The 13,524-nt window shown below is 63.9% G+C and carries 10 protein-coding genes; 1 reads left to right on the plus strand and 9 read right to left on the minus strand.

Features of this window, described 5'->3' with window-relative positions; genetic code table 11:
* The coding region (uvrA, locus tag Q0P59_RS04180) for an excinuclease ABC subunit UvrA (RefSeq protein WP_295003883.1) at positions 1–2,276 on the minus strand (2,276 nt) is incomplete at its 3' end.
* A gap of 97 nt (positions 2,277–2,373) precedes the next feature.
* Positions 2,374–3,999: a methyl-accepting chemotaxis protein gene (locus Q0P59_RS04185; RefSeq protein WP_295003885.1), complete on the minus strand. Its 1,626-nt coding sequence runs from the start codon at positions 3,997–3,999 to the stop codon at positions 2,374–2,376.
* A 431-nt stretch (positions 4,000–4,430) separates the two neighbouring features.
* On the opposite strand from Q0P59_RS04185, the gene Q0P59_RS04190 reads away from it, so the two are divergent.
* The gene (locus Q0P59_RS04190) at positions 4,431–5,252 is read left to right on the plus strand and encodes a M48 family metalloprotease (protein WP_295003887.1); all 822 of its coding nucleotides are present in this window, start codon (positions 4,431–4,433) and stop codon (positions 5,250–5,252) included.
* Positions 5,253–5,509: 257 nt separating this feature from the next.
* On the opposite strand, the gene Q0P59_RS04195 is transcribed toward Q0P59_RS04190, so the two are convergent.
* From Q0P59_RS04195 to Q0P59_RS04225, 7 genes are all read right to left on the minus strand, one after another.
* Entirely contained in the window at positions 5,510–6,142 is a 633-nt protein-coding gene (locus tag Q0P59_RS04195) for a LysE family transporter (protein ID WP_295003889.1), read from the minus strand.
* A 32-nt stretch (positions 6,143–6,174) separates the two neighbouring features.
* Positions 6,175–6,744: a hypothetical protein gene (locus Q0P59_RS04200; RefSeq protein ID WP_295003891.1), complete on the minus strand. Its 570-nt coding sequence runs from the start codon at positions 6,742–6,744 to the stop codon at positions 6,175–6,177.
* A gap of 17 nt (positions 6,745–6,761) precedes the next feature.
* Complete coding sequence (locus Q0P59_RS04205) at positions 6,762–7,346, minus strand: NADPH-dependent FMN reductase (protein WP_295003893.1); 585 nt, start codon at positions 7,344–7,346, stop codon at positions 6,762–6,764.
* A gap of 1,071 nt (positions 7,347–8,417) precedes the next feature.
* Entirely contained in the window at positions 8,418–8,849 is a 432-nt protein-coding gene (locus Q0P59_RS04210) for an SMI1/KNR4 family protein (RefSeq protein ID WP_295003895.1), read from the minus strand.
* Between the two features lie 267 nt (positions 8,850–9,116).
* Positions 9,117–10,076, minus strand: coding sequence for a LysR substrate-binding domain-containing protein (locus Q0P59_RS04215; RefSeq protein ID WP_295003897.1), 960 nt, complete (start codon positions 10,074–10,076; stop codon positions 9,117–9,119).
* Positions 10,077–10,343: 267 nt separating this feature from the next.
* Positions 10,344–11,675, minus strand: a complete 1,332-nt coding sequence (locus Q0P59_RS04220) for a sigma-54 dependent transcriptional regulator (protein ID WP_295003899.1) — start codon at positions 11,673–11,675, stop codon at positions 10,344–10,346.
* A complete protein-coding gene (locus Q0P59_RS04225) occupies positions 11,672–13,522 on the minus strand; it encodes an ATP-binding protein (RefSeq protein ID WP_295003901.1) in 1,851 nt (616 codons plus the stop codon). Before Q0P59_RS04225 ends, Q0P59_RS04220 begins: the two co-directional genes overlap by 4 nt.
* Positions 13,523–13,524: the final 2 nt, after the last annotated feature.

Raw genomic sequence — 13,524 nt, forward strand, 5'->3', positions numbered from 1 at the left:
GGCACGTAGATGTCGGGCAGGAAGTGCATCTCGACCTTGATCATGCCGTCGCCCTGGCAGGCCTCGCAACGGCCGCCCTTGACGTTGAAGCTGAAGCGCCCTGGGCCGTAGCCGCGCACGCGCGCTTCCGGCACCTGCGAGAACAGCTCGCGGATCGGTGTCAGCAGGCCGGTGTAGGTGGCCGGGTTGGAGCGCGGCGTGCGGCCGATCGGCGCCTGGTCGACGTTGATGACCTTGTCGAACAGGTCCAGCCCGACGATTTCCTTGTGCGGCGCCGGCTCCGTGGTCGAGCCGTAGAGGTGCTTGGCGGCGGCTGCGTACAGCGTGTCGTTGATCAGCGTCGACTTGCCGGAGCCGGAGACGCCGGTGATGCAGGTGAACAGCCCGCCGGGGATTTCCAGCGTGACGTCGCGCAGGTTGTTGCCGTAGGCGCCGACGACCTTGAGCTGCTTGTCGGGGTTGGGCTGGCGGCGCTTCTTCGGAGCAACAATGGCCTTGCGCCCGGACAGGTAGTCGCCGGTCATCGACGCCGGGTTGGCCGCGACCTGGGCCGGGGTACCTTCGGCGACGATGCTGCCGCCATGCACGCCGGCGCCGGGGCCGATGTCGATCACGTAGTCGGCGCTGCGGATGGCGTCCTCGTCATGCTCGACGACGAGCACGGTGTTGCCCATGTCGCGCAGGTTCTTCAGCGTTTCGAGCAGGCGGTCGTTGTCGCGCTGGTGCAGGCCGATGGACGGCTCGTCGAGCACGTACATGACGCCGGTCAGGCCCGATCCGATCTGCGAGGCCAGGCGGATGCGCTGCGCCTCGCCGCCGGACAGCGTTTCGGCCGAGCGTTCGAGGCACAGGTAGTCGAGGCCGACGTTGATCAGGAAGCTCAGCCGGGCGGTGATTTCCTTGAGTATCTTTTCCGCCACCTGCGCCTTGGCGCCGGTCAGCGTCAGGCAGTTGAAATGGTTGCGGGCGTCGCCGAGCGGCAGGCGGCTGATGTCGTGCAAGGTCTTGTCGCCGACGCGGACATGGCGCGCCTCGATGCGCAGGCGGGTGCCGTTGCAGCTCGGGCAGGCCGAACTGCTGACGTACTTCGACAGTTCCTCGCGCACCGCATTCGACTCGCTGCCGCGATAACGCCGCTCGAGATTGGGGATGATGCCTTCGAAGGTGTGCGTGCGGTCGAACCGGGTGCCCTTCTCGTTCAGGTAGCGGATGGCGATGGCTTGCGTGCCGGAGCCGTAGAGGACGACCTGGCGCACCTTCTCGGGCAGTTCCTGCCACGGCGTATCGACCGAGAAGTCGTAGTGGGCGGCGAGCGATTCGACGATCTGGAAGTAGAACTGGTTCTTCTTGTCCCAGCCGCGAATGGCGCCGGCGGCCAGCGAGGCGGCCGGGTTGGTGACGACGCGCTTGGGGTCGAAGAACTGGATGACGCCGAGGCCGTCGCACTTCGGGCAGGCGCCCATCGGGTTGTTGAATGAAAAGAGGCGCGGTTCCAGCTCCTGCAGGGCATACGAGCAGACCGGGCAGGCGAACTTGGCCGAGAACAGGTGCTCGACGTTGCTATCCATCTCCAGCGCAATGGCCCGGCCCTCGGCATGGCGCAGCGCGGTCTCGAAGGATTCGGCCAGGCGTTGGCGCATGTCGTCGCGCACCTTGAGGCGGTCGACGACGACATCGACGGTGTGCTTCTGCGTCTTGGCCAGCTTGGGGACGGCGTCGATTTCATAGACCGTGCCGTCGACGCGGACGCGGGCGAAGCCCTGGGCGCGCAGCTCGGTAAACAGGTCGAGCTGTTCGCCCTTGCGGTTGGCCACCACCGGGGCGAGGATCATCAGCCTGGTTTCGGCCGGCAGGGCAAGCACGCTGTCGACCATCTGCGACACGGTCTGCGCTTCCAGCGGCTGGTTGTGGTCCGGGCAATACGGCGTGCCGGCGCGGGCGTAGAGCAGGCGCAGGTAGTCGTGGATCTCGGTGACCGTGCCGACGGTCGACCGCGGGTTGTGCGAGGTCGCCTTCTGCTCGATGGAAATGGCCGGCGACAGGCCCTCGATCAGGTCGACGTCGGGCTTTTCCATCAACTGCAGGAACTGCCGGGCGTAGGCCGACAGCGATTCGACGTAGCGGCGCTGCCCCTCGGCGTACAGCGTGTCGAAGGCCAGCGACGACTTGCCGGAGCCGGACAGGCCGGTGATGACGATCAACTGGTCGCGCGGCAGGTCGAGGTTGATGTTCTTCAGATTGTGGGTGCGCGCACCGCGGATGCGGATGGTTTCCATCGCTGTAGGGCTGGGGGTGGGGGAGGTGGAAACTATACGCAAAAGCGGCCCGCCTTGCACGCGGATGCTGTATTTAAATACAGCATCCGGCTTGCCCTCAGATGCGGAAGCGGCTGACCGCCTGGCGCGTGTCGGCCGCCAGCTTTTCCAGGTGGATGGCGGTTTCCGCCACGGCGCGCACGGCACTGCTGTTTTCCTCGGAGCGCCGCGCGATGTTCTCGACATTGACCGCGATTTCGTTGCTGGCCACGCCCTGTTCCCGGAGCGCGTTGGAAATGTCGGTCACCGTATCCATCACCTGTTGGGCGCCGTGGTTGATGCTGAGCATCGATTCGCTGGTCTTGCGCGCCAGGCTGACGCCTTCGGCGACGCGCGCGACGGTTTCGTCCATGGTGCTGACCGCCAGCTCGGCATTGCCCTGCACCGTGCTTACCATGTCGGAGATTTCGGTCGTCGCCTTGGCCGTGCGTTCGGCCAGCTTGCGGACCTCGTCGGCCACCACCGCGAAGCCGCGCCCGGCTTCCCCGGCGCGGGCCGCCTCGATGGCGGCATTGAGGGCGAGCAGGTTGGTCTGGTCGGCAACGTCCTTGATGACGCCGACGATGCTGCTGATGCGCTGCGAGCTTTCGCCCATCTCGCGGATGGTGCTCGATGCCTGGTGCACGGTGGCCGAGATGCGCTGCATTTCGGCGACGGTCTCGTCGATTGCCTGGTTGCCGGCGTTCGACAGTTCCCCGGTTTGCGTGGTCACGCTGTGGGCGTGGTGGGCGCTGTCCGAAACGTGGTTGATGGAAACCGTCATTTCCTCGACGGCCGCCGCCATCGACGCGGCGGCTTCCGATTGCAGCGCCGAGGCGCCGGCGACCTGCTGCGAGGTGGTTGCCATCTCATGCGCCGCGTTGGCGACGCCGTCAGCATTCCGGCGCAGCTCGTCGAGCATGTGCTGCAGGTTGGCTTGCATCTTCCGCGTCGCCGCCATCAGGCTGCGCGTGTCCTGGTCGCGGACCGGGATCGTCGCCGTCAGGTCGCCTTCGGCGATCCGTTCGATCGCCGCCTGGGCAGCCGCCGGTTCGCCGCCGAGCGGCCCGGTAACCGAGCGAATGACCCACAGGGCCATGAGGATCGAAACCGCGAGGGCGACGACGACAATGCCGATGCTGAGGTTGCGGGCGCTCTTGTGTTGCTCGTGCGCCTCGGTGCCGGCCGCGGCGACCAGCTCTTTCTGGTAGGTGTTGAACTCGACCAGCGCGTTCTGATACTGGAGCAGGACGGGGCGGAGTTCGGTATTCAGGAAGTGCCGCGATTCTTCGGGCGATCCCGATTCGATCAGGGCGACCAGCTTTTCCTGGCCTTCGATGTAGCGGGCGCGCTGCACCTTGGCGCGTTCGAGGATTTCGCGGGCGCGCGGATCGGTGACCAGCGGCCACAACTGCTCGACGTCCTTCAGGATGGAAGCCCGGCGGTCGAGCACGATCTGCTTCTGGATGCCCAAGTCGTCACGCGTTTCGGCCAGCAGCATGTTGCGCAGGGCGATGGCGATCTGGTTGGTCTTGCCGATGATGTCGGTGCTGAGACTCATCATCTGGACCTGCGTCTCGATGGTCCGGGTGTTGCTGTCGAGCAGGGCGAGGCGGGAGATGCCGATGACCGCGATGGTCACCAGAAAGGCGATGACAACGCTGAAGCCGATGCCGAGGCGGGCGGCGATGCTGAGGTTTTTCATGAAATGTCTTGTGTAGGAAGAACGGGGATTCGTGACGTGGCGGAAGTGCTAGCGCCGGCAGCCGGAACAGCTATCGTGGCCGGTCGGTGAGGGCGGTTTCATCTGTCGGGCGGGCGAGACGATAGCTGGCTGTGCTGAGCCTGTAGTTGATGCATGTTAAGAGATCGATCGGGTGTGAAAAGCCTGTCAGGCAGCGGATTCTAGCCAATTGCCAGGTTCCGGTGGCGGGCGTTTCGAGAGAGGGTGACTGGCCTGTTGCGGATGCTTCATCGAAGGCGAGCGAGGGCGCGCGAGGCGGATGGCGTTTGGCGCGCAACGGCACTGAAATTCCGATTGCATGAAAAATGAATTTCGACTTATGTCAAAGTGATAAAATTTCGGTTCGGCCGCCGCCAAGCGGTCAATTCCGCAAACGAAATAGGATTCCAGTCATGAAAATTGCACCACTTTTTTCAAATACCTCGCCTGCCATCATCCGGAACGGTCGTCTTGCAGCAGCCACGGTGCTGGCGAGCCTGTTTCTCGGCGCCTGCAGCAATACCGGCACCACCGCCGGAGTATCCTCCGCCAATGCCGAAGGTCTGATCACCGCCGGCAAATCGGCCGTCCAGGCCGCCACGCTGAGCGATGCCGATGTAATGCAGCTGTCCGAAAAATCCTGCGCCGAACTCGACGGCAAATCGAAGATCGCCGCCCCGAAAAGCAAGTACGCGCTGCGCCTGGCCAGGATCGTCAAGAGCATGCCCAAGGCGGTCGAGGGCGTGAACATCAGCTACAAGGTTTACGAGACCAAGGAAGTGAATGCCTGGGCCATGAACAACGGCTGCGTGCGCGTCTATTCCGGCCTGATGGACCTGATGAACGACGATGAAGTGCGCGGCGTCGTCGGCCACGAAATCGGCCACGTCGCGCTGGGCCACTCCAAGAAATCCATGCAGGTCGCCTACGCCGCCGGCGCCGCCCGCCAGGTGGCAGCCGCCTCGGGCAACTCCGCCGTCGCCGCGCTGAGCTCCTCCGACATCGGCGCCATTGCCGAAAAGCTGGTTAACGCCCAGTTCTCGCAAGCCCAGGAAACCGACGCCGACGATTACTCCTTCGACCTGCTGACCGCCGCCAAACTGAAGCGCGAAGGCCTGATCACCGCCTTCGAGAAGCTCGCCAAACTGGGCGACAGCAACAGCATGCTCAGCTCGCACCCGTCCTCTTCGGGGCGTGCGCAGCATATCCGTGAGCGGATTGCTGCGAAGAAGTAGGTAACAGTGCCCCCCGGCCGCCTGGCTCAGGTGGCCGCTTGCCCGACGGCTAGCACCGTCGGGTTTTTTGTGCCGGGAATCGGCGGGGTGAGTCTGGTTTGTGTGGTGAGGGGGGCTGTTTGCTGCGTGACAGTTGGCTATCAATCGCGGATCAGCAGTTGGCGTACTTCAGGTGCAGACGTTGAACGTGGAGGTGAGGGGGCTGCGCGGCCTTTTGCGCAGCTCCCCTCGACTGTAGGGTTGCCCGCACTGTTGGCCTACGCCGTGTGGGCTGAGGCGACGAGCTTGAAACCCAAGCCACCCATGACAACCCCAGCCGCGCGATCGATCCAGACTTTGCCGCTCAGGTATGTGCGCCTTGGCCGGGCCGACGACAGCAATGTTGCGACGACTGCATACCACCCAGCCTCGATGACGAAGACAACAAGCAGAAGCACAGCGGAGAACGATGGGGAGTAAGTGCCGGGAAGGAAAGCGGCAAAGACGCTGGCATATACGATGGCGGTTTTTGGATTGCTGACTTGAGTGGTAAACCCAAGCCAAAATGATCGAGACGGCGAGGTGGCATTGCTCTGACCGGGAGCCTCAATCGCAAGTGATACCTTGGCTGCCCGATAGATACGAAAGCCCAAGTAGCAGAGGTACAGGCCGCCTAGAACTTTGAGTGCCAAGTAGACAGCAGGTACGGCAAGCAGCACGGCCTGAAGACCTAGAAGCGCCGCTACCGCGAAGACTACGCCGCCAGCACCCATGCCCAGAGCGGCACCTAGGCCGTTCGCACGAGAGGTGGCAACCGCAAGGCGAGCCACCATGACGAAGCTCGGACCGGGGCTAATGGTACCGACAGCCAGTGCGCCAATGATGCCTGCGAGTGCAGCGATGTCTTGCATAAGTGTCTCCGGGTTGATGGATGGGTTGGGCGTCATTTTGCGACTGGCTGCATACCTGCGGTCAATGCGGCCTGGATATCTTGCGGCAGGCTCGCTACGCCCTTGATGACACCAGGCCCGCCGTTCCGCCAATTTACAGAGAAGCTGCGTTGCGCCGACAACGCCGGCAGTCTGTACTCTGTCAACTCCAGCACAACTTCGGTTCCTCCTTCAACAAGCGCCGCAGATGACCCGATTTTGACTATGGGCCCCAGTTCACGGACCATGACCACGACAGCACGGTCATAGCGCGACTGCGCTTGCTCCAATGCTGCGGCCACTTCGGCGGCAGATGGCTGTGCAATCCGTTGAACGGTGGCTGAGGAAAAGCAACCTGACTTGGCAAAGAACTGTGTGATGCCGTCTGCTGCGGCCGCCTCCCGTTCGGAAATGTCCTTCTGGTTCGGGCGCCACTGCGGTACCCAAAGCACGAGTGCGTTTGCGGTGCTCTGACACACCGAAGGCTGAGGCGACGGTGCTAGCTGCACTGTGGTTGTAGAGACGCAGGCGCCAAGCGCAACCACGGCAACCAGCGCTGCGAGCGAGATACGATGCTGATTCATGATGCCCAACGTCTGAATTAACCGGCGCGCGTTAGCGCGTCCGGGTTGAATGAAATGTTAGGCGCTCCCTCGCTGCTTTGATGAACTGCCGCAGCAAAGCTGAGCAGAAACGACCTGATTTGTGTCTCATGCTCGGGCAGGCAAAGAAATTTCATGACTTCTTCCGGGGATTTGCCAATGAGAGGAATACGTAAAAACAGATGTTCGAGAAAATTGCTGCTCACCGTCGAAAGCACCAACCTTAGCGAAGCCAACATGTCGTCGCCCCGGTGCGATGCATGTACTAAAACAATGGGCTTGCCGATAACCTCAAAGCGCGAAACCATCCAGTCGATTGCATTCTTGAGACCGCCGGGAATAGCACGGATGTATTCTGGACTTGAGATGATAATGCCATCGTTGACGGAGACCACTTCTAAGAATTCACGGACAGGCACGGGTGTTTTTTCCCCCTCGGCATCTGGCGAAAAAACGGGTAGAGCATGGAGATTATGGAGAACTGAGACGTCAACGCCCAATGGAGCTAGGTTTTTCATGGCCTGCAACAACGCAGTATTCGTTGATGCTTTGCGTGCGCTGCCTGAGATAGCCAAAATTTTCACAGTGTTTTCTTTGCGTCCTAACGTGGAAGTGAGCGGCCTGCGCGGCTTTTCGCGCAGGTCCGCTCGACTGCAGGGTTGGGCGTCGGCTTCTCAGCCAAAATCTTTCCACGCATAGTACTGACCCGTAGAGAAGAGGTGCCGAAGGTTCTTTTCGTCTACCCACGAATAACGTGCGAGATATGTTTCGCGCCACAATGATTCGCTAATATCTCGCCCATTCTTTTCCACCATCGAGTACACGAGTTGGTGTCCGTAGTTCATAGCCGCCTGTGCCTCAGAGTTGAAACGATCCAACTCCGACTGACTCAAGCTTGGGTATGCCTTCCGCAAGCGATCTTGTATGGGCTTGAGCCATTGATCTCCCCACTCTTGGGCCAGTTCCAACGAGTAGTTCAACAGCGCCGTTTCGCCTCCCGCATTTAATGGCGGTGGTCGCCGACCGAACAAGGCGCGGAGCACGCTACTCAGCATTCCGACGCCCAACGTGCTAGCTCAGCCGACGGCAGGCAGCGAAGCTGGCTGACGGTCGGCTGGAGCGGTTTGTTGGGCATCTGGTCGATTACCTTTGGGATTGCCCATCGGTGGCTGACGATGTAGAGGAGCTACTTGCCTCAATTGCCTTGAGCATTGCTTCCGACTGGTTGACGCGTTCAGCTAAATCCTTTGATACACCCATTGGCCCGACGGATAGCCCTGCCTGCTTTAGCACTCGACCGGCTCGATTATTAAGCAGAAGCAACGCAAGCGTGTTTGCAACAGGGACCAGCATGACAATCTCGATTGCGACAAGCGCGACGATGTGAACGCGAAGGCAGCGACCTACTCGGAAAGCCCCGTACATGTGAAGCGGTATTGCTGCGAGGGCGGCATATATGTGGGTGCATGCGCCTACGAACCCTGCAATAACGGCCCAAATTGAAACGCGATGGGCCTGAGCCAAGTTGTCGAGCTTAATGTCGGTCATGAGTGCCTCCAGATGCCCAACGTTGGACGTAACCGGACGGCAAAAAGCGTAGCTTTTTGACGGTCCGGTTGACGGAATTGTTGGGCGGCACGCGCGATGGGAATTCGCTAACGGGAAGTTTCATTGAATGGGACACCAATAGCTTCGATGAAGGACGAGAACGATTGCGCAATAACTACTGCACTTTCTGGCCCGGCAATCGTGTCAACCATGACTACAGGCCATGGCTTCGACCCACGGGTATCAAATGCAATCGTTTCCAAACCCCCATTGCTCGCAAAGAAGATGAATCCCGGATGCCACTTGACGATCTCACCTGAAGCCAAGTCAGCTACAAACTTAGCGTCGTACAGTTGAAGCCATTGCGGCGGCAGGTTCAATTCTCCTTCCCCGCCATTGCTGACGCGAAGCAGCGATATGTAGTCAGTTGGAAGGTCTGGATACGTACGTAGCAGTCCTTCTATTTGATCTGAAGGTGCCGGTTCGGCTGCCACCCAGCCATCTCTAGATACACCGAGTGTTTCCACGATGTTTTTCATGACGCCCAACGTGAAGTAGACGTCACTATTAACGTATACGCTGGACAGGTGACGTATACGCTGGCTAATGCGGCAGTCTGAATGGCCGACTCAGCGAGCCTTTCCGGAGATTCAGACGAATATCCATGAGAATAGGTGGCAGTCATATATGGCACAGTTAAATTGCTGCCGCATTTTGCCCGCATTCAACCCGCTTGTCATTTTTCGACGCTTGATGGCACTCGCAAGGCTGCTTTGGCTAAATTCCTCACCAGCCCCCAAGCCGGCTTAGCGCTCGGTAAAGGGCTGGCGCTCAGTCGTGATCAGCCGCGCTTCCCGCCAGCTTCCGTCGGCACAGAGTTGCCCGACCAAGGTCTGCACCACGCGGGCGACGGCCAGTGTGGCGGCCGAGGCGGGGATGTGGCGGGAGGCGCAGAGCATGACGCGGCGGGTCAGGCTTTCCGGGGCGATGGGCACGGCGCGCAGTTCGCCGCGTTCCAGTTCGCGCTGCAGCGGCATCGGCGGCAGCAGGGTGTGGCCGAGGCCGGCGAGCAGGCTGGTGCGCAGGATGCTGATCGAGCTGATGTCGGCGACCACGTTGGGGGCGGCGAGGCCGGCTTGTCTGGCGGCGGCGTCGACGATGGGGCGGACGCCGTGCGGCGGGGCGGGCAGGATGAGCGGCAGGCGCAGGGCGTCGCGCAGGCGGATCGGGCCGCCGGGCGCATCGGGGGCGTCGGCCGGGGAGATCAGCAGCAGGGCTTCTTCGAGCAGCGGGTGGCTGCGGAATTCGTCGAGCAGGCCGTCGTCGAAGAGAACTGCCAGGTGGATCAGGCCGGTGCGCAGCTGCGGGATCAGGTTGCCGGTGAGTTCTTCGGTCAGTTCCAGCTCGACACGGGGCAGCGCGGCGCGCACGGCCTTGAGCAGCGGCAGGGCGAGGGCTTGCGACACGCTGTGCGGGATGCCGAAGATGACCTTGCCGACGGTTTCGCCCTCGGCCTGGTTGAGGCTGTGCCGGGCATCCTCGACCTGGCGCAGGATGGCGAGCGCGTGGGGGTGGAAGGCCCGCCCGGCCGGGGTCAGCTCGACGCCGCGCGGCAGGCGGTGGAACAGCGGCTGGCCGAGTTCCGCCTCGAGTTGCGCGAGCTGGTGGCTGAGGGCGGATTGCGCGACATACACCGTGGCGGCGGCCTTGGACAGGCTGCCCTGTTCGGCGATGGCGAGAAAGTAGCGGAGCTGGCGCAGTTCCATGGCGGAGCGGAGGGATGCGGAATCGTCAGTCTATCGTTTTTCAAGATGGCGATATCGAAATTCTGAAGTTTTCAGATGGCTGTGGATGCGATCTAATGGTCACAACTGATCTGCACCGACGCTTCCGGCCACCAGCCGGGATGCAGTAGCCGAACCCGGCTCCGGTTGGTCCGGACAGGCGCTTCTTACCGGAAGCGTTGCCCCGGCAGGGGAATGGAACAAGGGCAGGCCGGCATCGCCGGTCTGCCCTTTGCCTTTGTGGGCGGTTTATTCGCCGTGCAGGCCGTGTTTGCGAATCTTGTCGTGCAGGGTCGTCTTGGCGATGGCCAGGGCTTCGGCGGTGCGCGCCAGGCTGCCGTAGCGGCGCAGGGCGTCGGCGATCAGGGCGCGCTCGAAGGCGTCGACGGTCTCGGCCAGCGGGCGCGGCGCGTCGCCGGCGGGCTGGCCGAAGGGCGGCGAGCCGGCCTCGATGCCGAGCACGCAGCGGTCGGCGACGTTGCGCAGTTCGCGCACGTTGCCCGGCCAGTGGTAGCCGACCAGCTGCTGGATGCGGCCGGCCGGCGTCGCCGGCACCGGGCGCTCGTGGCGGGCGGCGGCCTGCAGCAGGAAGTGCTCGAAGAGCAGCGGGATGTCCTCGCGCCGTTCGCGCAGCGGGGGCAGCGGCAGGGTGGCGACGGATAGCCGGTAGTAGAGGTCGGCGCGGAAGCGGCCCTGGTCGGCGAGCGCCGTCAGGTCTTCCTTGGTCGCGGCGATGATGCGGCAGTCGATGGGGATGGGCGTGTTCGAGCCGAGGCGTTCCAGCGTGCGTTCCTGCAGCACGCGCAGCAGCTTGATCTGCATCGGCACCGGCATGGTTTCGATTTCGTCGAGGAACAGCGTGCCGCCGCTGGCGTATTCGATCTTGCCGATGCGCCGCTTGCTGGCGCCGGTGTAGGCGCCCGCCTCGTGGCCGAAGATTTCGCTTTCGAAGAGGGTTTCCGGCAGGCCGCCGCAGTTGATGGCGACGAAATTGCCCTTGGCGCGCGGGCTGGCGTCGTGCAGGCAGCGGGCGACCAGTTCCTTGCCGGTGCCGGTTTCGCCGTGGATCAGCACGTCGGCCGCGCTGCTGCCGAGGGCGCCGATCAGGCCGCGGACGCGCGCCATGCCGGCCGAATTGCCGATCAGGCGGGCGTCGAGCAGGTCGCGCTGGTCGAGCTGGCGGCGCAGGGCGCGCACTTCGAGGACTAGGCGCCGCTTTTCCAGCGCGCGGCGGGCGATGTCGACCAGCTGCTCGGGGGCGAAGGGCTTCTGCAGGAAGTCGTAGGCGCCATCCTTCATCGCCTGCACGGCCATCGACACGTCGCCGTGGCCGGTGATCAGCACCACCGGCAGTTCGGGGTCGACGGCGTGCAGCGCGCGCTGCAGGCTCAGGCCGTCCTCGCCGGGCAGGCGGATGTCGCTGATCACGATGCCGGGGAAGTCGGCACTCAGCCGGCGGCGGGCCAGCTCGGCGCTGCCGGCGCATTCGGCGGCCAGGCCTTCGAGCTGCAGGGCCTGCTCGCAGCCGAGGGCGACGTCGGGATCGTCTTCGATGATCAGGATTTTCAGGTTGTCGGTCATGGCGCGGGAGCGAGCGGGAGTTCCAGGGTGAAGACGGCACCGCCGCCCGGGTGGTTGGCGCCGTGCAGGCTACCACCGAAGTCGCGGATGATGCCGGCCGAAATCGCCAGGCCCAGCCCGAGGCCGTCGCCGGCCGGCTTGGTGGTGAAGAAGGGCTCGAACAGCCTGGCCTGCGCCTCTTCGCTGAGGCCGGGGCCGTGGTCGCGCACATGCAGGCGGACCACGCCGTCGGCGCACTCCCAGGCTAGTTCCAGCTGCGGCCGGGGCTGGCCGGCCATGGCGTCGAGGGCGTTGCCGATCAGGTTGATCAGCACCTGCTCCAGCCGGTTGGCGTCGCACAGGGCGACCGGTTCGGCGACCGGGCAGCTGCGCTCGATGTCGGCGCCGGCCCGGCGGATGCGGGTGTCGAGCAGGGCCAGCGCATTGTCGAGGGCATGACAGAGCGGCACCGGCGCCGACTGGCCGCTGGACTTGCGGGCGAAGTTGCGCAGCTGGCCGGTGATGCGCCCCATGCGGTCGACCAGGTCGGCGATGCGGCCGAGATTGGTGCGCGTGGTATCGACGTCGCCGCGTTCGAGGAAGCGCTCGGCGTTGGCCGACAGCGTGCGCAGCGCGGCCAGCGGCTGGTTCAGCTCGTGGGCGATGCCGGTCGACAGCTGGCCGATGACCGCCAGCTTGCCGGCCTGCACCAGTTCGTCCTGGGCGGCGCGCAGCGTGCGCTCGGCGCGGATGCGTTCGCCGACCTCGTCCTGCAGTTGCTGGTTGGCGGCCGACAGGTCGGCGGTGCGTTCCTCGACCTTGCGCTCCAGCTCGTCGTGCGCCTTCTGCAGCGCCTCGCGGGCGGCCAGGCGGTCGCGCAGGTGGCGCCGCCGCTCGTTGAGGATGATGCCGAGCAGGCACAGGCAGGCGGCGCCGATGGCGGCCAGCGCGGCGCGGCTCTGGGCGAGGTCGTCGACCTGTTCGAGATGCGACAGCACGGTCAGCGTCCACGGCGTGCCGGGCAGGGTGCGCGACTGTTCGAGGAAGCGGCCGGTGACCGGGTACACCGACACCGTTTCCGGGCCGCTGGCGGCGATGCGTACCAGGCGGGCGCCATGGTCGTAGTCTTCGATGGCCTTGATGCCCAGCGGTTGCAGGGCGCGCCGGTTGTACTGCTGGGTGTGGTCGAAGGCGGCGCGGGTGGAGTCGTCGAGCGGGCGCAGCGAGGTGAATTTCCAGGTCGAGACGGCCGACAGGATGACCACGCCGTTCTCGTCGGCGACCAGCACCGGGGCCTCGACCGTGGTCCATGATTTCTCGAGTTGTTCGAGGCTGACCTTGATCACCGCCACGCCCAGCGTGCCGCTGTCGCCGGTCAGCGCCGAGGCGAGGTAGTAGCCGGGTTCGCCGCGCGTCGTGCCGATGCCGAAGAAGCGCCCGTTGCCGCCCTCCAGCGCCTCGCGGAAATAGGGGCGGAAGGACAGGTCTTCGCCGAGGAAGCTGTCCGGCCGGCGCCAGTTGCTGGTGGCCAGCACCGCTCCCTTGGTGTCCATGACGTAGATGGACAGGGTGCCGGTGCGTTCGTTGAGTTTCTCGAGGTAGCTGCTGACCCGGGCGCTGGCCTGCTCGCCGCCCTTGCCGGCCAGCAGTTCGAGCACTTCCGGGGTCAGGCTCAGGGTGCCGGGCAGGTAGGCGTACTTGCCGATCTCGCGTTCCAGGCTGGTGGCGTAGAGATCGAGGCGGTGCAGGCCGGTCGCCTGCAGGTCGGAGATGCCCAGGCGCTGGGCCACCCGATAGGCCGAAAAGCCGCTCAGGGCGACCAGCAGCAGGCAGAGTAGCAACAGCGGCAGGGAGCGGAAACGGAGCATCG

Source organism: uncultured Dechloromonas sp., assembly GCF_945957265.1.
Taxonomy (GTDB): domain Bacteria; phylum Pseudomonadota; class Gammaproteobacteria; order Burkholderiales; family Rhodocyclaceae; genus Azonexus.

Coding starts and splice junctions, on each gene's coding strand:
- Q0P59_RS04200 (WP_295003891.1), bottom strand. CDS start 6,744: ATGAATCAGCATCGTATCTCGCTCGCAGCGCTGGTTGCCGTGGTTGCG.
- Q0P59_RS04195 (WP_295003889.1), bottom strand. CDS start 6,142: ATGCAAGACATCGCTGCACTCGCAGGCATCATTGGCGCACTGGCTGTC.
- Q0P59_RS04220 (WP_295003899.1), bottom strand. CDS start 11,675: ATGACCGACAACCTGAAAATCCTGATCATCGAAGACGATCCCGACGTC.
- Q0P59_RS04215 (WP_295003897.1), bottom strand. CDS start 10,076: ATGGAACTGCGCCAGCTCCGCTACTTTCTCGCCATCGCCGAACAGGGC.
- Q0P59_RS04225 (WP_295003901.1), bottom strand. CDS start 13,522: ATGCTCCGTTTCCGCTCCCTGCCGCTGTTGCTACTCTGCCTGCTGCTG.
- Q0P59_RS04185 (WP_295003885.1), bottom strand. CDS start 3,999: ATGAAAAACCTCAGCATCGCCGCCCGCCTCGGCATCGGCTTCAGCGTT.
- Q0P59_RS04210 (WP_295003895.1), bottom strand. CDS start 8,849: ATGAAAAACATCGTGGAAACACTCGGTGTATCTAGAGATGGCTGGGTG.
- Q0P59_RS04190 (WP_295003887.1), top strand. CDS start 4,431: ATGAAAATTGCACCACTTTTTTCAAATACCTCGCCTGCCATCATCCGG.